Genomic DNA, 24,515 nt, shown 5'->3' with positions numbered 1-24,515 from the left:
TTTTATATGGTATTTAACAAAAACGAATTTAAGGCAAATCTTTCTGCACGACTTCGACGTCAGTATGGTAAAGATATCTCTCAAGCAAATAAGCATGATCTTTTTGATGCTGTTTCTGCTTCTGCGTTTGAGTTGATTATGCCTAACTGGATGGCAACTCGTGCCGAGTATGAAAAGAAACCGACGAAGAAACTTTATTATCTTTCGGCTGAGTTTTTGATGGGTCGTGCTTTGAGCAACAACCTTATAAATGCGGGAATTAAGGAATCTGTAAAAGAAGTTCTCAAAGAAATGAACATCGATTTTGATATGATTGAAGATGAAGAACCTGACGCTGCGCTCGGTAACGGAGGACTTGGTCGCCTTGCTGCCTGCTTCCTCGATTCTCTTGCAACTCTTGATTACCCGGGACACGGATATGGAATCCGCTATGAATACGGAATGTTTGAACAGAGAATTGAAGACGGCTATCAGGTTGAATATCCTGACAACTGGCTGATTCACCGAGACCCATGGGAAGTAAAACGTTCAGACCTTTCTGTCACTGTAAAATTCGGCGGCAATATCGCTTATGGCAAAACTCCTGACGGACAGCCGAGATTTTACATTGAAAACGCAGAAGAAGTCACAGCAACTCCATTTGATATGCCAATCATCGGTTATGATACAAAAACCGTAAACACATTGCGTCTGTGGTCTGCGTCATCTCCAAACGGATTCGACCTTCAGCTTTTCAACAATATGGAGTACAACCGTGCCGTTGAGCGACAGAACAGTGCCGAAAATATCAGCCGAGTTTTGTATCCAAATGACAGTGGTCCTTCTGGAAAAGAGCTCCGACTTAAGCAGCAGTATTTTTTCAGCTCAGCTTCATTGCAGGATTTGGTGCGTCATTATGTTGCAGATCACGGAACTGATTTTAATAGATTTGCAAGTCTTCATGCTATTCAGCTCAACGATACACATCCTGTTGTTGCGATTCCTGAGCTTATGCGTATTCTCATAGATGATTACAATGTTGGCTGGGACGATGCATGGGATGTTGTAACACACACTTTTGCTTATACAAACCACACAATTCTCGCTGAGGCTTTGGAAAAATGGCCGATTGAGATTTTCCAAAGACTTTTGCCGCGTATTTATCAGATTGTTGAAGAAATCAACCGCCGTTTTGTGATTGAATTGCGTCAGAAGTTCCCTAACGACTATGATAAGCACGAACACATGGCAATTATCCATAACAATATGGTTTATATGGCATGGCTTGCCATTCATGCTTGTTTCAGCGTAAACGGTGTTGCAGAGCTTCATACAGAGCTTTTAAAAACGTCTGAACTTAAAGACTGGTATTTGATATATCCTGAAAAATTCAACAACAAGACAAACGGTATAACACAGCGCCGATGGCTATTAAATGCTAACCCAGAACTTGCAAAATTTATTACAGACCGAATTGGACATGGTTGGGAAAAAGATTTGACTAAACTCAAAGGGCTAGAAAAATATCTAGACGATGAAGAGTCTTTGAATGAAATCATTCGCATAAAAATGGAAAATAAACAGGCTCTCGCTGAGTACCTCAAACATTCGCAGAATGAATTTCTCGACCCGGAATCTATCTTTGATGTTCAGGTAAAACGCCTTCATGAATACAAACGCCAGTTGCTCAATATAATGCATATAATGTATTTGTACAACAGGATTGTTGAAGACCCTACGTTCGATACTCCATCTCGCACATTTATTTTTGGTGCAAAAGCTGCAAGTGGATATCGCCGTGCAAAATCAATCATCAAATTGATAAACACAGTTGCCGAAAGAATCAACGGGGACCGACGCGTTCGCGGAAAAATCAGAGTTGTATTTGTAGAAAACTATCGTGTTTCGGTTGCAGAAAAGATTTTCCCGGCTGCTGATGTTTCTGAACAGATTTCGACAGCAGGTCTTGAAGCTTCAGGTACATCTAACATGAAGTTCATGCTCAACGGAGCGCTCACTCTCGGAACAATGGATGGCGCAAATATTGAAATTTTTGAAGAAGCTGGAAAAGAAAACGGATTTGTATTCGGTATGCATACAGACGAAATCAAAAAGATTGAAGCGGAGCATTCTTACAATCCTCAAACTTTCCTTGACTGCAATCCTGCTTTGGCAAAAGTTGTTGAACAACTTGTTGATGGAACATACGATCCGACTCATCAGCTTTTTAAAGAGCTTCACGATTCTTTAATTTACGGTGTAGAAGGTCAGCGCCCTGACGTTTATTATATTCTTGGGGACTTTGATTCATACTGCAAAGCACAGGAAAGCATTGCAAAAGCTTATTCCGATAAAAAAGGTTGGGCTAGAAAAACGCTCAAAAATATTGCTAATGCTGGTAAATTCTCTTCTGACCGCACAATCGAAGATTATGTAAGAGATATTTGGCATATCGAAAAAGTTATAACTAAATAATTTTTTTTAGAAACTTAAAAGGCGGCAATATTATTGATTGCCGCCTTTTTTTATGCAAATTTATAAAAAAACATTGCATAAATATGCAAAAAACATTGAATAAATATGCATAAAAATGTATATTTTTGCATAAGAGGTATTTATATGAAAAAAATAACAGTTATATGTGCAGTTTTGTCAGCTGCTTTATATTTTGTAGGATGTAGCAAATCAAAAGTTGAGATCAAATCAATTGCCGACCTCTCAGGAAAGAATATTGGAGTTCAGGCAGGAACTACAGGAGAATCTTGGGTTCAGGACAATGTTGAAGGGGTAAAACTCAATTCATTTAAAACAGGTATGGATGCAGCCCTCGACTTAAAAAATCGTGCAATCGACGCTGTAGTCCTCGATGAACTTCCTGCAAAAAAAATTGTAGAACGCAACAACGAGCTTAAAATCATCAAAGCTCCTGAATTTGCAGCAAACAAAGAAGCTTATGCGATTGCGGTAAAAAAAGGAAATACAAAACTTCTTGATGCAATAAACAAGACGATTTCTGAAATGAAAGCAAACGGCGAATATGAAAAGCTGATAAACGCTTTTATGCCGGCTGACGGAAAAATCGTAGTTCCCGATTCGGAAGAGACATCTGGTTCATCTGTTTTAAAACTCGGAACTAACGCCGCCTTCCCTCCTTTTGAATACGTTGAAGGAAAAGATATCGTTGGATTTGACATATCTATGGGCGAAAAAATAGCACAGACTTATGGTGCAAAACTTAAAGTTATCGACATGGCATTCGACAGCTTGATTCCGGCTCTTCAGGCAGGAACAATCGACTTTATCGCTGCAGGAATGTCTGTAAATGAAGATAGAAAAAAGAATGCGGATTTTTCAGACACATACTTTGAATCTGAGCAAGTCATCATTGTTCGCAAATAACATTGCTGACAAAAAAATTAATAATTCTGATTTTTATTAGTTGTAGTTTTATTAAGGGAAAGTCATGATTCAATCTTTTATAGACACGATGATTTCCGGGCAACGCTATTTGCTGATTTTACAAGGGCTTGGAAACACTCTTTTAATCGCACTTTGTGCTGTTTTAATCGGAACGGTTTTAGGATTCGCTTTTGCATTGATGAAAGTGTCTGGAAACAAGGTTTTAAAAGCAATCGCAGAAATTTATACGACAGTCCTCAGGGGAATTCCTCTCGCAACACAGTTGATGATTTTCTACTTTGTGATTTTTGCTCCTCTTGGATTAAATCGTCTGCTCGTTGCAATTTTAGCTTATGGGTTTAATTCAGGCGCTTATTGTACGGAGATTTTTCGTTCCGGAATTCAGGGGATCGATGCAGGGCAGACTGAAGCCGGACGTTCGCTTGGTTTGAGCCAATGGCAGACATTTTTTAAGATTGTTCTTCCTCAGGCTGTAAAAGCGGTGCTTCCAACTTACACGAGCGAATTCATCGTCTTAATAAAGGAAACTTCTGTCGCAAGTTTTATAGCTGTGACGGATATGACGAAAGCCGGAGATATGATTCGCAATGCAACTTACAATGCATGGATTCCTCTTTTGACTTGTGCGGTAATTTATCTCGCGCTCACCGTTGGACTTACAAAGTTCTTTGGTAGTTTTGAAAAAAGGATGGCAAAAAGTGATAGAAGTTCAAAATCTTAAAATAAGTTTTGGGAACCTTCACGTATTAAAAGGAGTCTCTTTAAATATCGAGCGAGGAGAAAAGATTGTAATTATTGGACCGTCAGGCTCTGGTAAAAGTACATTTTTGAGATGTTTGAACCGTCTTGAAACTCCAAGCGAAGGAAAGATTTTTTTTGAAGGAAAAGATTTGACATCTCCAAAGACGAACCTTGACCTTTGCCGCCAGAAGATGGGAATGGTCTTTCAGCATTTCAATCTTTTTCCACACCTGACAGTTTTGCAAAATATCACACTTGCTCCTGTAATTTTAAAGTTGAAGAGTGAAGAAGAGGCAAATGCTGAAGCTATGAAACTTCTTGAGAGAGTTGAGCTTTCCGATAAAGCGAATGTTTATCCTTCAACATTGTCTGGCGGACAGAAACAGAGGATTGCAATTGTCCGTTCACTTGCTATGCAACCGGATGTGATGCTTTTTGATGAACCTACATCAGCGCTTGACCCAGAGATGGTCGGAGAAGTTCTTGAAGTGATGAAAGATCTTGCTCGTGATGGAATGACAATGGCTGTTGTTACGCACGAGATGGGTTTTGCCCGAGAAGTTGCAGACAGAGTCCTTTTTATGAACGATGGATATATTGAAGAAGAAGGAACTCCACAGGAGATTTTCCAAAATCCAAAAAGTGAGCGATTGAAGCAATTTTTACAATCTGTTTTGTAACGGTTTTGAAGAAAATGGGAAAAGTATCCGTCAGAACTTAAAAGAGACATAAAATAACCACGGTTATTTATTTTTAACTTTGGTTAAACCTGCTCTAACTTTATTGACGGTACAACATAATCAATCTATCATTAAAATGTAAAATAAAGTTAATAAGTTCGTATTTTAGATTATCGTTGTTGATTATATAAAAAGCGTTGCTTGGAGAGTTTATTTTTCGGAGAGAAGTTTATTGGTGAGGGATAAGCCGTCAATCTTAACTAAAATGTTACAGATTGACGGCTTTTTTTTTGCCCATTATAATCGTCCGAAATGATTGAGAAGATTTCTATTACGATAAAACCGGAAGATGAAAAAAATCTAAGCTTGCATAAGTCCCTTGTTATTAAAGAATTAAAAAAAAATAACTTGTCAACAGATGACTTTTCTTTAGTTTTTGTAAAAAAATCGATAGATGCTCGACATGGGCAGTTAAAGCTCCATCTGAGCTATAAAGTTTACATCGGAGAGAGTCCTGAAGAGACAGCAAAATCGTTGCCGGTTTGGAAAAAAGCTGACGGTAAACATTCTGTCATAATTGTGGGAGCGGGACCTGCCGGGCTCTTCGGGGCGCTTAAACTTCTCGAAAATGGTGTAAAACCTGTAATCCTCGAGCGCGGTTCCGAAACATTTAAGCGCAAAATAGATATTGCAAAAATCAGCACAAAAGGATATGTCAACGAAAATTCAAATTACTGTTTTGGGGAAGGCGGAGCAGGTACATTTTCCGATGGAAAGCTCTACACTCGTAGCAATAAACGCGGAGACATCGGGGCAATACTTAGAATATTAAACTATTTCGGCGCTGACAATAAAATTTTGACAGACGCACATCCTCACATCGGAACTGACAGGCTTCCTCAAGTGATAAATGAGATTCGCAAAAAAATTATTGAGCTTGGCGGCGAGTTTTATTTTGACACGAAAGTTACAAATTTTTTGATTGAAAACGACAGGGTTGTCGGGGTAGAAGCTTTAGAAACGATTGATAGTGAACGGAAAACCTTTTATGCAGATGCTGTTCTCCTTGCAACAGGTCATTCAGCTACAGATATATATCAGCTTGTGGCAAAAACCGCTCCGTCTGCACTTGAAGCAAAAACATTTGCAATGGGAGTTCGAGTTGAACACCCGAGAGCGCTGATAGACTCTATTCAGTATCACGGAAAAACTGACAAAGGGCTCGGCGCTGCTGAATACAGAGTTACTGCGCAAGTAGAAGGGCGAGGGGTTTATTCTTTTTGCATGTGTCCCGGAGGTTTTGTAGTGCCTTCAAGTTCTGGACCTGATGAGATTGTCGTGAATGGTATGTCAGCCGCTTCCAGAAATTCAAAATGGTCTAACGCTGCGATTGTTGTTGAAATAAGGCCGGAAGATATTCCCGACGAGTTTAAAAAACAGGCTGAAAGGAGTGGATGTCCAGAAGTTGCGGGGCTTTTGTTTAGGACAGAAATTGAACGCAAAGCTAAAGAAAACGGATGCGGGCAGGCAGCTCCGGCACAGCGAATAAAAGATTTTATTGACGACAAAAAATCTGAAGATTTACCTAAAACAAGTTACACTCCCGGTGTTGTCTCTTCAAACCTCAACTCATGGCTTCCAAAATATATGACAGAGCGCCTTCGACTAGGCTTTAAAGAAATAAACAAAAATATGCACGGCTTTATATGTGATGACGCTGTTTTGATTGCAGCAGAAACTAGAACAAGCACTCCCGTACGAATTAAACGCGATAAAAAGACTTTTGAATGCACATCATTAAAGGGATTGTATCCTGCCGGCGAAGGAAGCGGATATTCTGGCGGAATTGTTTCAAGCGCAATGGACGGTGAAAACGCATGTGCGGCAATCTGCTCTACTTTCCAACGCTCTTAAAAAATTGTATAATGAACCACTATGGCAACACAACACAAAGAAATCGATGCAGAAACTCTTGAAAATCTGCTTTACTTGTCTCGTCTTTCTCCTGAAAGCACTGATATGCAGACTTTGAAAAAACAGGTTGATGATATTTTAGGTTATTTTGAAATTCTTTCAAAATATGATGACAGCGAAAATCCGTATGATGCATACCCAAAAACCGAAGCCGACAAACTTCGCGGCGACACTGTAGTTGAAGGGCTAGAGATCAGTGACGTTAAAAAAGTTTCGGAAAACTTTATGGACGGATATTTTCAAGTGCCTAAAGTATTGGGCGCCGGTGCCTGATAAAGAGGAAACACAATGTACTATACGATAAAAGAAACAAGGGATGCGTTGAAATCAGGAAAAATCACAAGTGAACAGCTTGTCCAAGACGCCGTCTCAACTTTTAATAAAGATAAATCTGCTGCAATTCCGTTGAATGCATTTATAGAAATCTACGATGATGCGGTTGACTATGCTCGTCAAGCTGATAAAGAAATTTCTGCTGCACGTGCTGGCGGAAAAACAGAACTCGACAAACTGTTTTCGGAAAAGCCACTTGAAGGTATTCCGTTCGCGCTCAAAGACAATATGAACTGCAAAGGCCACCGCCTTACATGTTCTTCTAAAATTCTTGAAGGATATGTCGCTCCATACAATGCGACTGTTATTGAAAGGCTGGAAAAAGCCGGGGCAGTTCCGCTTGGACGATGCAATCAAGATGAATTTGCAATGGGTTCTTCCACCGAGTATTCTTCTTACGGTCCTACACGAAACCCTGTAAACCGCGAATTTGTTTCAGGCGGTTCTTCAGGAGGGTCTGCCGCCGCAGTCGCTGCAAATCAGGCGTTGTTCGGGCTTGGAACAGAGACAGGCGGTTCAGTTCGTCTTCCTGCATCATACTGTGGAATCTACGGACTAAAGCCTACTTACGGTGTTTTGAGCCGTTGGGGAATTGTCGCTTATGGTTCATCTCTAGATCAAGTTGGAATTCTCGGTCACACACCGGCAGATATTGCAGAGCCTCTTTCTCTTATGTGCGGAGTCGATTTTTATGACGACACATCAGCTGATTTACCTGAAGCTGACAAATTAAAAGACCTAAAAGCTTTTACCGACGAAGAATTCAAATCTCTAAAAATTGCAATTCCAAAGCAGTTTCTGAAAACGGAAGGTTGTTCTCTTGATGTTGTAAAGTGCTTTGAAGATACTCGAAATTGGTTTTTGAAAAAAGGTGCAACTGTGGAAGAAGTAGATCTACCTGTTCTTGATGCTTCAATCGCTGCTTACTATGTTATTGCCCTTGCAGAAGCTGCCTCTAATTTGAGCCGCTTTGACGGTATTCGCTATGGAAAGCGAGTAGACAACGGCAAAGGTTATGATGAACTTTATGTCGACACGCGTTCCGCAGGTTTTGGTCCGGAAGTAAAACGCCGCATTGTAATCGGAAATTACGTTTTATCTGAACAATTTTCAGGCGATACGTACAAAAAAGGAATGACAGTGCGCGCTCGTATTCAAAGGGAAGTTGCAGCTGTATTTGAAAATTACGACATAATCTTGTGCCCTACTTGCCCTACGGCAGCTTTCAAACTCGGTTCAAAAGTCGACAGTCCGTTGGAAATGTATTTGAGCGATTTGTATACGACGTTTGTAAATCTTGCACGAATCCCATCAATAAACGTTCCTGCGGGATACACTTCAGACTGCAATATGCCGATAGGTATGCAGTTTGCAGGAAAAATGTTCGACGAAGTAAAGATTTTGAGACTTGCACAATCGTGGGAAGAAGATCATTCAGGATGCGGAATCCCAGTAAAGGAATCCATGTAAAAAAAAATTTGAGGAATGAGATGATAAATAGATTTAATATTGGAGATGCTTTTGAAACTACTGTTGTTGCGGTGACAGATTCTACAGTATTTGTTGACTTAAGCGCAAAATCTGAAGGCGTCGTAGATGCCGCTGAATTTAAAGACGAGAACGGAAACTCTACAGTAAAAGAGGGCGATAAAATAAAAGTTTTTTTTACAGGCGACATTCACGGTGAAATGCATTTTACATCTAAAATTGCAGGCGGAAAAGCCGACAACACGATGATTGAAAACGCTTATAAAGGCGGAATCCCTGTAGAAGGTCATGTTGAAAAAGAAATCAAAGGCGGATTTGAAGTAAAAATCGGAAGTGCACGAGCATTCTGTCCTTATTCGCAGATGGGATTCAAAAATCGCGAAGAACCTTCCGCTTACGTCGGACGCAATTTGACATTTATCATCACCGAATACAAAAACGATGGAAAAGATATCCTTGTGTCTAACAGGAAAATCGGTGAAAGCCAGTATGCGGAACAGCTTGGGAAGATTGCCAATCAGATTAAAGAAGGCGTGATTGTAGATGCCGTTGTGGAACGCATTGAAAAATTTGGCGCTTTTGTAAACATAATGGGATTTCAGGCGCTTCTTCCGATAAGCGAAATGTCGTTTGACAGAGTTGAAAACGCAGGCGACATCGTCGAAGTCGGTCAGGAAATTAAAGTAAAAGTCATAAAGACAGACTGGAAAAATGAAAGAGTCAGCGTAAGCCTCAAAGCTCTGATGGATGACCCTTGGGAATCCGCCGCAAAAAAATTCCCGGTCGGAACAAAAATTACAGGAAAAGTAAGCAAAATCACAGACTTCGGGCTTTTTGTCAATCTCGACAAAGGGATAGATGGGCTTGTTCACATTAGCGAGCTTGAAGGAGTCTCATCTAACACGAACCTCAGAAAGACATACAAAATCGGTCAGGAAATCAGCGTAGTCGTAGACAAAATAGATTCCGCTTCAAAGAGAATATCACTTGTCCCTTCAACTTCAAAAGAGCAGGACGAAACTGCAAGTAAATATTTGAGCAGCCAAGATGATGACGGTGAAACTTACAATCCGTTTGCATCGCTTTTGAAAAAATAAAACATACTCAAAAAAGGCAGGTCAAACAGTATGGTCAAAGTTGAACAACTCGCAGAAAATGAAATCAAAAATGTTCCGAAAAATCTGTTTGAAGGAAAACGTCATCTCACTGCAAAAGAAATTGAAATTCTCGAGAAAAATCTGAACCATAACTCAGACCCTTCATGGAACAATTTTTATGTCGACAACGAAGAAGGTGCATTTGACCCATCTTTAATTCACATGTCATTTTTTTCTGGATTTATTGTTCTCGGTAAATTGAAAAAATTAAACCTTCATTTTAACGACCTCATACTTGAATGCGGAATCAGGCGTTCAAACCTTCACGATGTAGTTACAGGCGATGATTGTGTGATTCGCAATGTCTATTATATGGACAACTACAGGATTGGAAACAGAGTCATAATATTCAATATTCAAGAGCTTTGCTGCACAAAACATTCAAAATTCGGAAACGGGATTCTTAAAAAGGGCGAACCTGAAGAACACAGGATTTGGATCGGTGTTGCGAACGAAAACGACGGGCGCGCAATTCTTCCTTTTGAAGATATGATACCGGCTGACGCATACTTATGGTCGCATTACCGCGAAGATAAAAAACTTTTAGACAAGTTTAAAGCTCTGACAGAAAACGAAAATTCTAGAGAGCTCGACACTTACGGAATTATCGGGAATGACTGTGTAATTAAAAATTCAAGCATCATCAAAGATACAAAAATTTACGATTCCGCATATATAAAAGGCGCTTTCAAACTGAAAAACATCACGATTCTTTCATCGGAAGAAGAGCCGTCACAGATTGGCGAAGGCGTTGAACTTGTAAACGGTATTCTTGGATACGGATGCAAAGTTTTTTATCAGGCGATTGCAGTTCGTTTTGTGATCGGGCGCAACTGCCAAGTAAAGTACGGGGCTCGTCTTTTAAACTCTGTGCTCGGCGACAATTCTACAGTTTCATGTTGTGAAATCTTAAACAATCTGATTTATCCGTTCCATGAGCAGCATCACAATTCCTCATTTTTAATTGCGACAACAGTGATGGGGCAAAGCAATATTGCGGCAGGCGCTACAATCGGAAGCAATCACAACAGCAGAAGTCCGGACGGCGAAATTTTTGCAAAACGCGGATTTTGGCCGGGACTTTGCTCTGATTTTAAACACAATTCACGGTTTGCTTCTTTTACATTGATTTCAAAAGGAAGTTATCAGTACGAGCTTGATATTCCTTATCCGTTTGCGCTCGTCGCTCAGGGAACTAACGGTTCTCCTAAAATTACCATAATTCCGGCGTGGTGGTTCATGTACGATATGTTCGCAATCACAAGAAATAAGAATAAGTTTCTCAGCCGTGACAAAAGAGTAAAAAAAATCCAGCATATTGAAACAGACCCGCTCGCTCCTGATACTATGCAGGAAGTTATCGCTGCGCTTGACAGACTGATTTTTCTTACATCTGAATATCTTAAAAAGATCGGAAACGATTATATGAATGGCGCCGATACTCCGGAAAAAGTTTATCAGGCTGCAAAAGATTTTCTTCATCAAAATCCGCAAGCAGATTTTACGCTCGACGATCCTGTTTGTCAAAAAAAATATGGAGCTGTCATCATTAAACCTGTTCAGTCATATAAAATGTACAGAAAGATTGTAAAATATTTTGCGACAAGGACGCTGATGGAATTTTGCAGCAGCCTTAATCACGAAAAACTCACTTTTGAGCTTGTTGATAAAATCAGGCAGTTTCCTCTTTTCACAGAATGGGAGAATGCCGGCGGTCAAATAATACCTTCCAATAAAATTCAAGAGCTTTTTACAAATATCAAAAAAGGTGAAATCAAAAGTTGGAAAAGCGTCCACCAGTTTTATGATCAGTGCCAAAGCGAGTACGAAAAATATAAAGTTCGTTATGCGCTTTATCTTCTTGAGCAGCTTTATTCTCGCCCTATTGAAGAGTTCACTGTAGATGTGTACCGAAATGTAACAGAAGATGTGACGATCGTAGCTGATGATATTTACAACGCTTCATTGCAGTCGCGCGAAAAAGATTATACAGATTACTACCGCAAGATGACTTACGTCAGTGAGCGCGAAATGCAAAACGTAATTGGAATCCTCGATGAAAATTCTTTCCTCTGCCAGCTCAATTCATACACTGAAAAATTTAAATCCGATATTTTCCAGATTTTTCTTGGTTTGACTAAGTAATAGATAATGATTAAAATCATTAGTATGTCAGATTCTTTGTTACCTGTCCGAATGGGTATTGATGTAGGTTCAACTACAGTAAAAGTTGCTGTTCTCTCTGATGATGATAAGCTTATCTATGGCGATTATCAGCGCCACCGTGCTGATATCAGAAGCACTATCATTTCTGTTGTAAATAAAGCCCTTGATTTTCTTGAAAAAACAATAGAGGGCGGAAGCTCTAGACAGCTTACCGTAAAAGTAACCGGTTCGGGAGGACTTTCAGTTTCTCAGTGGCTCAACATTCCATTCATCCAAGAAGTTATAGCCGCAACTACAGCAGTAAAAAAACTTATCCCGCAGACAGATGTCGTAATTGAACTCGGTGGCGAAGATGCCAAAATTACATATTTCCGCGGCGGCGTTGAACAGCGTATGAACGGCACATGCGCCGGCGGTACAGGTGCGTTTATTGACCAGATGGCTGCTTTGCTAGAGACGGATGCATCAGGTTTAAATGAACTTGCAAAAGGTTCTCAGCAGATTTATCCAATCGCTGCACGCTGCGGTGTCTTTGCCAAAACCGATATTCAGCCTTTAATTAACGAAGGTGCGCGCCGAGAAGATATCGCTGCATCTATTTTTCAGGCGGTTGTAAGCCAGACAATTTCCGGGCTTGCATGTGGAAAACCGATAAGAGGTCACATCGCATTTTTGGGAGGTCCGCTTCACTTCCTTGACCAGCTGCGTCACCGTTTTATAGTGACACTCAATCTTAAAGATGACGAAATTATAGTTCCTGACGATTCACAGCTTTTTGTAGCGAGCGGATGTGCTTTTGGAGCTGAACGCAAATTTAGCGGCGAAAACGGAGATTTTAAGTTCCCTACGATTGCCGAATTCCGTGATTCATTGAAAAATCTTGTCGGCGCCGAGCTGAGAGAAGTTCAGCGCCTTGACCCACTTTTTACAGGTCAGGCTGAGTTGGATGAATTTCAAGTTCGCCATTCGGAACAAAAAGCAAAACGCGGAGACCTGAAAAAAACTCACGGTCCTGTTTTCTTGGGGCTCGATTCAGGTTCTACGACTACAAAGGCGTGCCTTATAGACAAAGATGGAAGAATTATCTGGGATTTTTACGCACATAATCAGGGGAATCCTGTTGAACTCGCAGTAAAAGTTCTCAAAGATTTATATAGACAGTTGCCGGATGATGTTTACATTGCACGTGCTGTTTCTACAGGTTACGGAGAAGCTTTATTCAAAGCGGCTCTCGGTGTAGATGCAGGCGAAGTTGAAACAATCACTCATTTCCGTGCTGCAAACTTTTTTGTTCCCGGTGTCGAATTCCTTTTGGATATCGGCGGTCAAGATATGAAATGCCTTAGGATGAAAGACGGAGCTATTGTCAGCATTCAGCTGAATGAAGCGTGCTCTGCCGGATGCGGTTCTTTCCTCGACAACTTTGCAAACACGATGGGCATGGACGTAAAAGAGTTCAGTAAAATTGCCCTCATGGCAGAAAAACCTGTAGATTTGGGAAGCCGATGTACAGTATTTATGAACAGCCGTGTAAAACAGGCGCAAAAAGAAGGTGCGTCCGTAGCAGATATCGCCGCCGGACTCTCTTATTCAGTTATTAAAAACGCATTGTTCAAAGTCATAAAACTTCGCAAAGCATCTGATATTGGGCAAAAAGTTGTCGTACAAGGTGGAACGTTCTTCAATGATTCAATTCTCCGTGCTTTTGAAAAAATTGCAGGAGTAAAAGTCTATCGTCCCGATGTCGCAGGTTTGATGGGCGCATACGGCTCTGCTTTGATAGCTTATGACCAGTGGTGTGACCTTATGGAACCTAAACCTGATGAACCGGAAGGAACAGTCCATGATGTTCGCTCTAACATCGCAAAATTTGATGAACTTGAAAATTTCCATGTTGACCTAGAACTCAGGCGCTGCGGAAAATGTCAGAATAACTGTCTCCTCACAATCAACACATTCTATTCAGGAAATGAAAAACGAGTTTTTGTGACTGGCAACAGATGTGAAAGAGGAGCGGAGCTTGAAGGCAATGTTCAGGATGCAAGCAACAATAAAAACAATAGCCTTGATGACGACGCAGGACCTCTTCCAAACCTTTTTGACTGGAAATACAAAAGATTGTTCAGCTATGTTCCGCGAAAACCCGAAGATGCTCCAATGGGAGATGTGGGAATTCCTCGCGTCCTCAACATGTACGAAAACTATCCTTTGTGGTTTACGATTTTCAATGAACTCGGATTCCGCGTAATTCTGAGCCAGCGTTCAAGCCGCACAGTTTATGAAAAAGGATTGGAGACAATTCCGTCAGAATCTGTGTGTTATCCCGGAAAAATCAGCCACGGGCACGTCGTTTCTTTGATTCAACGCGGCGTTAAGTTTATATTTTATCCGTGTGCGCCTTATGAAAAAAAGGAAGATACAGGGGCAGGCGACCACTACAATTGTCCGATTGTAACAAGCTATCCGGAAGTCCTCAAAAACAATGTCGACGAACTTCGTCAAGACCCTTCAATCTTATACATGAATCCGTTCCTCCCAATTGATGACAAAGATCGTCTAGCTGAAAGGATGTGCGAAGAGCTGATGCCGAAATTCCCTCAGTTCAAAAAACAGCAAATCATAGACGCAGTAGAAAAGGCTTGGGCAGAACAGGAAAAATTCAAAGACGATGTTCAAAAGGCAGGCGAAGACGCACTTGAAGAGATAATCACAAAAGGTGGAACAGGAGTTGTGCTCGCGGGAAGACCTTATCACCTTGACCCTGAAATAAATCACGGTATTCCGGAGATGATAAACGGGCTCGGGCTTGCAGTCCTTTCAGAAGATTCTGTTGCCCATCTTGGAAAAATAGAGAGACCGCTACGTATAATTGACCAGTGGGTGTATCACAACAGGTTGTATCGCGCAGCACAGTTTGTAAGCGAAATGCCGAATCTAGAGCTTGTTCAGTTGACTTCTTTTGGCTGCGGTCTCGATGCTGTCACAGCCGATCAGGTAGATGAAATTCTTCGGGCAAAATCGAGGATGTACACTCTCATCAAAATTGATGAAGGAAGCAACCTCGGCGCTGTGAGAATACGTATTCGTTCGCTTATCGCCGCTGTAAAAGAAAGGCGAAGAAATAAAACTCGCGGAACAGTTCAGTCTTCTGCATATCACAGAGTTGTCTTTACAGAAGAGATGAAAAAAGATTATACAATCATCGGACCGCAGATGTCGCCGATTCATTTTAGAATTTTGCAACAGGCGTTCCGTTCCGGCGGATATAATTTTGTTGTTCTCGACGCAGTTGACCCGAAAGCTGTGGAAGCCGGATTGAAATATGTAAACAACGATGCTTGCTATCCATCTTTGATTGTCGCAGGTCAGATGATTTCTGCGCTCGAAAGCGGCAAATACGACCTCGATAAAGTTGCGCTTATCATCACACAGACAGGCGGCGGTTGCCGTGCGACAAACTATATCGGATTTATACGTCGGGCGCTCAACGATGCGGGACTTTCTCAAGTGCCTGTCCTTTCTTTAAGCGCTCAAGGTTTTGAAAAAAATCCGGGATTTAAGCTGACATTTTCTCTCGTGGACAACCTTGTAAAATCCCTCGTTGTAGGCGATGTTCTGATGCGTGTTTTGTATAGAACTCGTCCTTATGAAGATATTCCAGGCAGTGCAAATCAGATGTATGAAAAATGGAATGCTGTTGCGGAAGATTTGTTTTCAAAGCACGTTTCTTTTAGAAAGTTCAACAAACTGATTAAAAATATAGTAAACGACTTCGATAATCTTCCACTGAAGCCAATAAAGAAACCTCGCGTCGGCGTAGTTGGAGAAATTCTTGTAAAATTCCACCCGATGGCAAACAATCAGATTGTCGAGACAATTGAGCGTGAAGGTGCAGAATGCGTAATGCCGGATTTGCTTGATTTCTTCTTTTATTCATTCTCTGATGGCATTTTCCGTCACAAAAAACTTGCATTTGCTAAAAAATCTGAAACAGAGGCAAGACTCCTTGTCTGGGGACTTGAGCTGTACCGCCGTAAGATGAAAAAATATCTAAACAAGAGCCGCCGTTTTGAAGCGCCGCATTCAATCTACAGCATGATGAAGTGCGTCGACGATATTATCTCTCTTGGAAACGTAACAGGAGAAGGTTGGTTCTTGACTGCCGAGATGGTTGAACTCATAAACGAAGGTGCTCCGAGCATCGCGTGTGTCCAGCCGTTTGCGTGTCTTCCAAATCACGTAACTGGAAAAGGCGTAATAAAAGAGCTTCGCCGAAGATTCCCAGATGCAAATATAAGCGCAATCGACTATGACCCGGGCAGTTCTGAAGTCAATCAGCTCAACAGGCTCAAGCTTTTGCTTTCAAATGCCCCGATTGGAAAACATCCTGATGAAGTTGAAAACGACATGATAAGAATGCCTGACGGACATTTTGTCAAAGCGGAAATCAGATATGCGGAAGGTACTACCGACACAGACCCGGCAAATGAAGCCTAACTTAAGATAGATGAAAAGAGCTATATTTACGATTTTATTTTTATTTACGATTTCCTCGTTGTTTGCAGCGTTCAACATGTTTGGCATTCCTGATTCTTCCGAAATTCGCCGAAATCTTGAAGAAAAATGGTTTACGGCTCCGCTTAGCGAAATCCGTTCTTACATGCCTGAAGTTTTTACGAATGAAAACGGTGAAAAGTTTCAAGTTCGGCTTGAAGAAGATGAGTATACGTTCAATGTCTTTGTTGCTCCTCACACCGTAATCAATGTACACGTAGTTTCCGACAAAGAAGACTATTATGAAAAACAAGATGTTTATCCAGGTGACTACTCTGGCAGCTGGGTTTTGATCAGAGATAAAAAATCTGAAAAACCTTTAAGAATCAGATATTACTTTATGAAAGACTCGGGAGTGTTTATTCAGTTTACGCCAAACGGGAAAACGGCTCTTGCAGACTTAGTTATTTACGGAAATTATGCAGCACGCGGAGTTCCTACAGGAATGCCGTTTGATAAATTTTTTAGCGCTTCTTTTGCAGATGTGATGGATATAACAGAGACAAAACTTCCGTGGAAATATGTAAAAATCGACACTGATATGTATCACAGCATGAAACAGATGTGCGCCGTAATTGATGAAAAACTTCCCGAGATTCAGATTGTGCCGGACGCAATGTACGATGAAAATGATGAGCTTGTCTACATCTCTACAGGAAAAAAACTTGTTGTAGAAAACCAAGATAAAAACTCTTCAAAAATATCGCTTTCGTCGGCCGGTTTTATAAAATGGATTGCTGACGGGTTGGTTGAACCGATGTCACATGCTTTGATAAAGCGAGAACCGCTTATAAGAGAAACTGTCGAAGTTAAAGATATAGGCAGACAAGGCATTTTATCGCAAAAATACAGTTTATATTTTGCTTTAGACTGGATCAGAAATCTCGCTTCAGCTGTTATCTCCGCATATTCCGATTCGACTTACTTGTTCAATCAGTCAGGTGTTGATGTGACGATAAGCCCTTTTGCATCTTCAATCACTGAAAAAGGCGTTGCAAATACTGTAACTTTTGTCTCTAATTCAGGTTATACAACTAGCGTGCTGCGCTCTCTTATGTACGTACTTGCAGCAACAGAGCCTGGAACGTTGTATTTCGGGGCGATTCGTGGAACAGACAGAACTGTTTCTCCTGAAATTATGGCATTCAATGAATGTGCAGCATTTTTTCCATATTTTGAGGACGACGGCGGGTTCAACTGCTACGTGTACATAAACGGGAAGAAAAAAACTCTTGAAGATTTCTGCATGTATTACAGCGGAGATTTTGTTTATCTGACAAAAGTAAAATCTTCAGAGCAGTTTTTCCCAAAATGAAATTATGAAAAAATTAATATTATTTGTTAATATCATTTTCTTTTTGTGTCTTTCAGCACTTTTTGCAGTGGAAACTCATTCGAGTCAGAGCTCCGATGTTTTTTTATACAACGAGATTCTTCTGACATTTAAAAACGGATTTTATCCGGGAACTGTCGACAACGCAGAAGAGCTTCAAAAATCATATCCTGATTCGCCTTTTATGTATTCTGCTCTCGCTTACAAAGGAGATGCTCTGATAAAGATGGGCAGCTATGAAGAAGCCGGGAATACTCTTGAAATGGCAATTTCGTATATGCATTCAGGGTCGAAAGAGATCACACGTTGTGTGTTTTTGCTTGGAAAATCGTACTTCAAACAATCAAAATATTCTCAAGCGGCACAGCAATTTCATAAAGCATGTTCGCTTGCAGAATTAAACAACGAACCTGAATATTATTCTCAATCTTTGATGTATGCGGGACGAATCTTCTTTATATCAAATGATTATGAAAGCGCAATTCCGTTATTTGAATATGCGGTCTCTAACGGCAGTTTGTACAATCAGTCAGATTATGTCGAAGCCGCCCTCAAACTCATCATCAGTTACAATAATACAAAAAATCAGCGTAAAACTGTAAAGCTTTTTAACAATCTTTTTGCAAACGGCTACGATGAAAATAAATCGATTTTTTCTTCGGGGATTTATGCAGAGCTATGCCTTTACAATGCAGACGCAAATAATGCGCTTGGTCAAAAAAAAGAAGCGTATGAAAGTTATCGAAAAATAATAGAATTAGGAGATAAAAAACTTTCTCCTGTTGCACTGAAAAATGCATATCAGCTTTCAAAAGACAAAAGCGTTTCGGCAGATTCTGCGTCGCTTTTTGCAGATGTTGAAATAAAATTGCATGATAAACCGGAACTCCTTGATGAATTTTGGGTTAGGCTCGGAATTGATGAATATGAAAAAAATGACTTTTCTCAGGCGGAAACATATTTTTCTAAAGTGAATCCCGAAAGCGAAAATTTTCCTGTAGTTTTAATCTACTGTGGAAAAATCGCTGTAGACAGCAAAAATTATTCTCAGGCAGAAGATCTTTTGATTCAAAACGAACAAGTGATAAAAAAATCTCAAATAAAAAACATAAACGACTCTTATTATTCACTTTTGCTCAAATGTAAATATCTTCAAAATAAATGGGACGAAATTCCATTATTTTTTGCAAAACTCACTTCCCCTTCAACTGAAGACATATATGAGCTTTCTGTTTATCACTATCGGAAAGGGGAATACTCAAAAGTTGACAAGTCTACAGGAGAGCTGTATGCGTCGGCATTGTGCAAACTTGGAAAATTCAATCAGGCTTGCCTTGTCTATGACGAGCTTAAATTAAATACAATTGACTATGCAAAAGCGCTTTTTGCCGCCGGAAGATATCAGGAGTCATATAAAGTTGCGAGCCTTACAGACGACGTTCAAAAAGATTACGTGCGTGGGCTCTGTCAGATAAACCTCAAAAACTGGAAAGATGCAACAACATGTTTGTCTTCTTATATCAAACAACGTTCTTCGAATTCAGATTTTATGAAACTCAGTTTTTTCTATAAAGGGTATTCGGAATATTGTGCAGGTTCTTTTAAAGATTCTTATGCGTCTTTTGTGCGTTACACTCTTGAAAGTGGGGATGAAATCACAAATTACGTGCGAAAAAGTTATGAATACGCAGCAAAGTCTGCATTGCAGAACGGTGATTTTCAAAATGCGGCAGTTCAGGCAGATAAACTTATAAAAGTTTCGTATGATGAAAAAGAAAAACATGGAGCAATCATATTCAACGCTGAAATTCTTATTGATTATGGCGAGTATGAAAAAGCTGTTTCATCGCTTCAGCCGTATACAAAACAAAAAAATGATTTTGCAGTTCAGGCTCTTTTTGTTACAGCACGCATCTATGAAAAGCAGGGAAATCTTGCAAATGCAGACAGAGTTTATACACAGATTTATGAATCATTTTCACGTTCAGAATATGCAGAAGAAGCGATGTTTAAAAGCGGAGAGATTTTTTATACAAACAAAGATTATGCCTCTGCTTTGACAAGGTTGAACAAATACATATACAGATATCCTGATGGAAAATTCAGTCAGGCTGCGCTTTTTTATTCGGGTGACAGTGCGTACGGACTTGGAGAGATTGACAAATCAATCGTTCTGAATAAAACTCTGCTCCAAAAATACAGTGACAGCGTTTATGCATACGCTGCGAGCAAAAATCTCCTTTCAGCTTATTACGAACAGGAAAATTACAGGCAGGCACTTTTGACAGCCCGGGAAATCGTTCAAAAATTTCCAAAACAAGCTGGCGACGATGAAATAAATAAAAAAGTTGCGCAGCTTGAAAAAATAGTAAATGGAACAGATAAGCGCATTGTAGAAAAACAATCTGAATACGAAAGGCTAGGAAAAAGCGGAACAAAAAAAGGACGCATTGCAGGTTCAGAGCTCGTAAAACTTTATGCAGAAAGTTCGTATACGCAAAAAGAAGCGTACGATTTGGCAAACGAGATTCTTGCAAAACAGACTTCAGACGATGAAGTTTCTTATGCTGCTGAAAATGCGGAGATAATCGCTGACTTTCTTAGAAAAAACAATCAAAATAAAAAAGCTGCCGAAATGTATCTCAAGGCGGCTCGTTATTTTAGGAGCGCCGGTAATTCTTCGGAAGCGGCAAGCGTGCTTTACAGCGCTGTAGAGGCGTTTGTAGTTGAAGGGCTTGAAGGAGATGCAAGTGAAACTTCAAAACTGCTCAAACAGCTTTATCCAAATAGTCGTCAGGCTGAAAAAGTAGACAGACTTTTTTTAAATTAATTTAGCCTATAAAACAGGAGTAACAAATTGAAAAAGACAAGAATTCGTAGAATAAATAAATCTTTTCTTACATATATTTTGACTGTGATTGCCGGTCCTTGCATTTTGTACGCTCAAAATATTGAGCTGCCGGAAATTACAACAGTGATTACTGAAGGCAACGAAACAGAGATTGCGGAAACACAAGCTCTTCCCGATTTTAGCGATATTCTAAAAACTTCCGAAAAAAAATATTCAAAAAGCGGAGATGTTGTTCCTCAGTTGCCGGAATTGAACACGGCTAAAGGCGATGAAGAAAACGAGACCTCCGACGAAGTTCAAAAAAAATCAGTTTATGCACAAGGCGTTATCGGCTGCGGATATCCTGCATTGTTTGAAGGGAATTTTTCTGTATTTCGCACAGTCGGAGATAATCCTTTTAAATTCTCATTCGATCACAATTCTGCAGCAGGTTATTCAGGGCATCAGCTGACACAATGCTACAGCGATAAGGCAACGGAGCTTACTGTCGAAAAATCGTTCAAAAATAAGAAATTTGACTGGGGATTTTTTGGCACATATAAAAGCGTTTCCGACGGATTGCAAAATCATTCGGAGTTCATCACAGCGCTAAATCATAATATTTACGGAGCTAAAGCAGATTTTTCATATCGTTTTGGAAACGGATTTTCAACAGGATTGCTGGCAAACTTAAATGCATTTAATAGATATTCAGATGTTGTAAAAAATGCGTCAAGCGTAGAAGTCCCTTCTGTTGCTTATGTCGGGCTTTCTCCAAAAGCGTTTGTTCAGTGGAAAAATTATGGTTTTACTGTAGGATTTGACGCAGAGTACACTTTTGGAAAACCCATAAATGGAATTTCTGATAAAAATCTGATAAACCGCGGACAATTTAAAATCAATTTTGCATGGGAAAAACAATACATAAAAACTTATGCAGACGCTTCTGCAGTTGTCGGAAACAAGATTGGGAAAAATTCAGTTGTAGTTCCATTTACTGTCGGAATAGATTCTTCGTTTCCTGTTTATTTTGCAAACAGGCGCTTTTATATTTCAGCTGAAGGCGGTATAGATTCAAAACTCCCGAAATTCTATGATTTTGAAGATAAATATAAATTTGCCGTGCTCGATTATATTCCGTCGGAAACTTCCAACTGGTATGGCAGATTTAGTGTTTCTGTTCCTGTAAAATCGTCATTTACAGGTTCTGCGCTTATTGAATACAGGCAGACTGCATTTGGAAACAAAACCGATGCTCCTGATTATTCTGTCTTGAACGGCTTTTTGTACAGCTATAAATCAAATGAAAAAAAACAGCTGATTTCTGATTTTACGATTGCGTACAATTTCGGCAAATTCAGCATCTCCGGAGAATGGCGTTCAAACTGGATTGATGTGCCGGCTCTTGAATACACGCAGATTGTGTCGCTTGGATTTCACCTGAAAGATGATAATTCCAGATGGGGCGCAGATTTATCAGGATATGTTCCTTTTGATGACAATGTTTTTTCACCGATAGTCAATTTTGAAGGATTTTTAAGGCTCACTCCGGCAGTTCGTGCAGTTCTTTCAGTGAATGACATTGTAAAATTAGTTCAAGGCTCTCCGCGAGTTTATTCATCAAGCGATTATATAACACGCGGCGGAAATGCGACGTTGTTGTTGAAATTTATCTTTTAATTTTTTTTAATTAAAAGACATAAAATATAAGAGAGGTTTTTATGTATCAAACTTTAAAATCTGGCGGACCTTTGATGATTCCAATCATCTTGTGCGGAATTATCGCGGTATTTATAATAATTGAGCGTTGTATTTATTTTTACAACATCAAAATTCGTGATCAAAAACTGATGACCTCTTTGCGCGATTCATTGAGCGCAGGAAATTACGAAGCTTGCTCAGCTGCTTGCGTTCAAGCAGATACGCCAATGTCTCAAGTTGTAAAAAAAGCTGTCGATTGCCGGCGTTATCAAGAAAATGATTTGCGAGAAGCTGTTGAAGCAGAGATGGATTTTGTAGTCCCAAGACTCGAACACTTTTTGACTCCGCTTGGGACAATCGCAAATATTTCTACGTTGCTTGGACTTTTGGGAACTGTAACGGGAAATATCAAGGCTTTTGGAGTTCTTGGAGCAGGCGCTTCAATGGGAGACCCTGCTTTGCTTGCCGGTGCTATTGCAGAAGCCCTTGTCACAACAGTTGCAGGATTGTGCGTCTCAATCCCTGCCGTCATTTTCCATAACTATTTTGTTTCTCGTGTAAACCGAAGAATTGTAGAAATGGAAGCAAATGTTACGTCGGTCTTACTTCGTCTTACAGGACGTGTGTAATCTATTCGTATTTTACGGAGCACAAAATGAGATTAAAAACAAAACGCGGGCAGATAAAATCAAATGTTGATATGACCCCGATGATAGATATAGTTTTTCAGCTTATCCTTTTTTTTCTTGTCTCAACGACGTTTGCTGTTCTGCCTGCAATAAAATTGAAACTCCCTGCCAGCCATACATCTGAAGGTGCTGCTGTGAAAGGAATCACAATTACAGCTGATGAAAATAATTCTCTTTATTTTAATGACAAACCGGTAACTATGGATACGCTAGGAAACTCTCTTGTCACCTATGATACGGGCGACACGAAAAAAGAAGAATTTCCAGTTTCGCTCGAAGCGGACTCGCAGGTGACAAACGGAACAATTGTAAAGATTTTTGATGTAATTCGTGAAAGCGGTTACTGTGTAATAAATTTAAGGACGACATCTGAAAAATGACGCGATTTAAAGGCACTCCATTATTCGGCGCTGACAGCAACCCTGAACACACAAGCGAAATCATCGGAATTGTAGGAACATGTTTTCTGTTTGTGATTTTTTTAATATGCTCGTTTCTCATAAAATTCGACCAAAAGCCGAAATTCAAAGAAGTGCAAATTGTATTAGAGAGCACGCCTGTAAAAGAAAAACTCAATTCCGAAAAAAAATCTATTGAAGCAAATTCTTTGCAATCTTCACCTCCCGCTCCTCAAAAAAATGAAATTGCCGAATCTGTTGTAAAGCCGAAAGAGCCTGAAAAAGAGAGCGCAAAACCAGCTGCCGCTAAAAAAACAAAAACTTCCGCCCAACCAAAACCACTTCCGACATCTGCCGAAAATAATGCAGAGCCTGTCACATACGCCGCAGATCCGATGGAAGCGTTCAACAGCCAACTTTCAAAGAAAAAGAAACAGGATTTTGACTGGAGTCAGCTGGAAGACGATGATTCTTCCCAGTCAAAAACTACAGCAGAACCTTCTCGCAAAGTGACAACTCAGACACAGACTTTTGGTGAGGCTGCGAGAACTGCTGATTCTTCTGTCCGGGCAATAAAAAGTTCGTCAGAAACTACAAAAAAAACTACTACGCAGACTTCTTCTTCAACTGTGCAATCTCTCGCCGGCATTGCAAATACAAAATTTTCGGGTCTCGCTACAGATTCTGTAAGTTCAGAATCGAATGTAAAGACAACAAGAAAATCGAGCGGCGAAGTTTCAATTCAAATGACAGATGGTTCTACTCGCGCACTTTTTTACCCGAAAGAACCTGTCATAAACCTTTCAGCGGGTGCGGCAAGTACCATAGACTCTTCTAAAAAAGTGACAATCTCTTTTAAAGTCGATACTGCTGGAAATGTCTCCGCAATAGAAATTACGCCGGAATCGATTCTTCATCAGATTGTCCGCGATGAAATCAGAAAACAAGTAGGGCAATGGCTGTTCGAACCTGCAAATTATTCTGCATCAGCTAATTTTGAATATAACATCAAATTAAAATAAATTATTTATACTAGTATGCAAGTATTTTAGTTGCTAAATCATTATCCAAG

16 protein-coding genes are annotated in these 24,515 nt (G+C 40.1%); all 16 read left to right on the top strand.

Features of this window, described 5'->3' with window-relative positions; translation table 11 throughout:
- Positions 1 to 6 precede the first annotated feature (6 nt).
- The 16 genes from H9I37_RS10465 (at position 7) to H9I37_RS10390 (ending at position 24,465) form a co-directional block, all read left to right on the top strand.
- Entirely contained in the window at positions 7 to 2,454 is a 2,448-nt protein-coding gene (locus H9I37_RS10465; protein ID WP_187382668.1) for a glycogen/starch/alpha-glucan phosphorylase, read from the top strand.
- Between the two features lie 144 nt (positions 2,455 to 2,598).
- Positions 2,599 to 3,378 (top strand): transporter substrate-binding domain-containing protein, encoded by a 780-nt coding sequence (locus H9I37_RS10460; RefSeq protein ID WP_187382667.1) that lies wholly within the window; start codon positions 2,599 to 2,601, stop codon positions 3,376 to 3,378.
- A gap of 64 nt (positions 3,379 to 3,442) precedes the next feature.
- The gene (locus tag H9I37_RS10455) at positions 3,443 to 4,120 is read left to right on the top strand and encodes an amino acid ABC transporter permease (RefSeq protein WP_255422573.1); all 678 of its coding nucleotides are present in this window, start codon (positions 3,443 to 3,445) and stop codon (positions 4,118 to 4,120) included.
- A complete protein-coding gene (locus H9I37_RS10450) occupies positions 4,098 to 4,820 on the top strand; it encodes an amino acid ABC transporter ATP-binding protein (RefSeq protein ID WP_187382666.1) in 723 nt (240 codons plus the stop codon). Before H9I37_RS10455 ends, H9I37_RS10450 begins: the two co-directional genes overlap by 23 nt.
- 312 nt (positions 4,821 to 5,132) lie before the next feature.
- A complete protein-coding gene (locus H9I37_RS10445; RefSeq protein ID WP_187382665.1) occupies positions 5,133 to 6,734 on the top strand; it encodes an NAD(P)/FAD-dependent oxidoreductase in 1,602 nt (533 codons plus the stop codon).
- Between the two features lie 21 nt (positions 6,735 to 6,755).
- The gene (gatC, locus tag H9I37_RS10440; protein ID WP_187382664.1) at positions 6,756 to 7,067 is read left to right on the top strand and encodes an Asp-tRNA(Asn)/Glu-tRNA(Gln) amidotransferase subunit GatC; all 312 of its coding nucleotides are present in this window, start codon (positions 6,756 to 6,758) and stop codon (positions 7,065 to 7,067) included.
- A gap of 15 nt (positions 7,068 to 7,082) precedes the next feature.
- Positions 7,083 to 8,597, top strand: coding sequence for an Asp-tRNA(Asn)/Glu-tRNA(Gln) amidotransferase subunit GatA (gene gatA / locus H9I37_RS10435; RefSeq protein WP_187382663.1), 1,515 nt, complete (start codon positions 7,083 to 7,085; stop codon positions 8,595 to 8,597).
- A 20-nt stretch (positions 8,598 to 8,617) separates the two neighbouring features.
- On the top strand, positions 8,618 to 9,712 hold the full coding sequence (locus tag H9I37_RS10430) for a 30S ribosomal protein S1 (RefSeq protein ID WP_187382662.1): 1,095 nt from the start codon (positions 8,618 to 8,620) through the stop codon (positions 9,710 to 9,712).
- A 30-nt stretch (positions 9,713 to 9,742) separates the two neighbouring features.
- Positions 9,743 to 11,917 (top strand): DUF4954 family protein, encoded by a 2,175-nt coding sequence (locus H9I37_RS10425; RefSeq protein ID WP_187382661.1) that lies wholly within the window; start codon positions 9,743 to 9,745, stop codon positions 11,915 to 11,917.
- Positions 11,918 to 11,941: 24 nt separating this feature from the next.
- A complete protein-coding gene (locus tag H9I37_RS10420; RefSeq protein ID WP_187382660.1) occupies positions 11,942 to 16,435 on the top strand; it encodes a 2-hydroxyacyl-CoA dehydratase in 4,494 nt (1,497 codons plus the stop codon).
- Between the two features lie 10 nt (positions 16,436 to 16,445).
- The gene (locus tag H9I37_RS10415; RefSeq protein WP_187382659.1) at positions 16,446 to 17,807 is read left to right on the top strand and encodes a hypothetical protein; all 1,362 of its coding nucleotides are present in this window, start codon (positions 16,446 to 16,448) and stop codon (positions 17,805 to 17,807) included.
- A gap of 4 nt (positions 17,808 to 17,811) precedes the next feature.
- Positions 17,812 to 20,655 carry a tetratricopeptide repeat protein gene (locus H9I37_RS10410; protein WP_187382658.1) on the top strand — a complete coding sequence of 948 codons (2,844 nt, stop codon included), beginning with the start codon at positions 17,812 to 17,814 and terminating at the stop codon, positions 20,653 to 20,655.
- Positions 20,656 to 20,682: 27 nt separating this feature from the next.
- A complete protein-coding gene (locus tag H9I37_RS10405) occupies positions 20,683 to 22,335 on the top strand; it encodes a hypothetical protein (RefSeq protein WP_187382657.1) in 1,653 nt (550 codons plus the stop codon).
- Between the two features lie 41 nt (positions 22,336 to 22,376).
- Positions 22,377 to 22,985: a MotA/TolQ/ExbB proton channel family protein gene (locus H9I37_RS10400; RefSeq protein WP_187382656.1), complete on the top strand. Its 609-nt coding sequence runs from the start codon at positions 22,377 to 22,379 to the stop codon at positions 22,983 to 22,985.
- 26 nt (positions 22,986 to 23,011) lie between these two features.
- Positions 23,012 to 23,425: an ExbD/TolR family protein gene (locus tag H9I37_RS10395; protein ID WP_187382655.1), complete on the top strand. Its 414-nt coding sequence runs from the start codon at positions 23,012 to 23,014 to the stop codon at positions 23,423 to 23,425.
- A complete protein-coding gene (locus H9I37_RS10390; protein ID WP_187382654.1) occupies positions 23,422 to 24,465 on the top strand; it encodes an energy transducer TonB in 1,044 nt (347 codons plus the stop codon). Before H9I37_RS10395 ends, H9I37_RS10390 begins: the two co-directional genes overlap by 4 nt.
- Positions 24,466 to 24,515: the final 50 nt, after the last annotated feature.

It is taken from the genome of Treponema sp. Marseille-Q3903, assembly GCF_014334335.1.
Taxonomy (GTDB): Bacteria; Spirochaetota; Spirochaetia; order Treponematales; family Treponemataceae; genus Treponema_D.
This window is presented reverse-complemented; position numbering and strand designations above follow the sequence as displayed.

What these genes read in the sequence shown, in the direction of transcription:
- H9I37_RS10465 (WP_187382668.1), top strand. Translation starts at nt 7, where the DNA reads ATGGTATTTAACAAAAACGAATTTAAGGCAAATCTTTCTGCACGACTT.
- H9I37_RS10460 (WP_187382667.1), top strand. Translation starts at nt 2,599, where the DNA reads ATGAAAAAAATAACAGTTATATGTGCAGTTTTGTCAGCTGCTTTATAT.
- H9I37_RS10455 (WP_255422573.1), top strand. Translation starts at nt 3,443, where the DNA reads ATGATTCAATCTTTTATAGACACGATGATTTCCGGGCAACGCTATTTG.
- H9I37_RS10445 (WP_187382665.1), top strand. Translation starts at nt 5,133, where the DNA reads ATGATTGAGAAGATTTCTATTACGATAAAACCGGAAGATGAAAAAAAT.
- gatC (WP_187382664.1), top strand. Translation starts at nt 6,756, where the DNA reads ATGGCAACACAACACAAAGAAATCGATGCAGAAACTCTTGAAAATCTG.
- gatA (WP_187382663.1), top strand. Translation starts at nt 7,083, where the DNA reads ATGTACTATACGATAAAAGAAACAAGGGATGCGTTGAAATCAGGAAAA.
- H9I37_RS10430 (WP_187382662.1), top strand. Translation starts at nt 8,618, where the DNA reads ATGATAAATAGATTTAATATTGGAGATGCTTTTGAAACTACTGTTGTT.
- H9I37_RS10425 (WP_187382661.1), top strand. Translation starts at nt 9,743, where the DNA reads ATGGTCAAAGTTGAACAACTCGCAGAAAATGAAATCAAAAATGTTCCG.
- H9I37_RS10420 (WP_187382660.1), top strand. Translation starts at nt 11,942, where the DNA reads ATGTCAGATTCTTTGTTACCTGTCCGAATGGGTATTGATGTAGGTTCA.
- H9I37_RS10415 (WP_187382659.1), top strand. Translation starts at nt 16,446, where the DNA reads ATGAAAAGAGCTATATTTACGATTTTATTTTTATTTACGATTTCCTCG.
- H9I37_RS10410 (WP_187382658.1), top strand. Translation starts at nt 17,812, where the DNA reads ATGAAAAAATTAATATTATTTGTTAATATCATTTTCTTTTTGTGTCTT.
- H9I37_RS10400 (WP_187382656.1), top strand. Translation starts at nt 22,377, where the DNA reads ATGTATCAAACTTTAAAATCTGGCGGACCTTTGATGATTCCAATCATC.
- H9I37_RS10395 (WP_187382655.1), top strand. Translation starts at nt 23,012, where the DNA reads ATGAGATTAAAAACAAAACGCGGGCAGATAAAATCAAATGTTGATATG.
- H9I37_RS10390 (WP_187382654.1), top strand. Translation starts at nt 23,422, where the DNA reads ATGACGCGATTTAAAGGCACTCCATTATTCGGCGCTGACAGCAACCCT.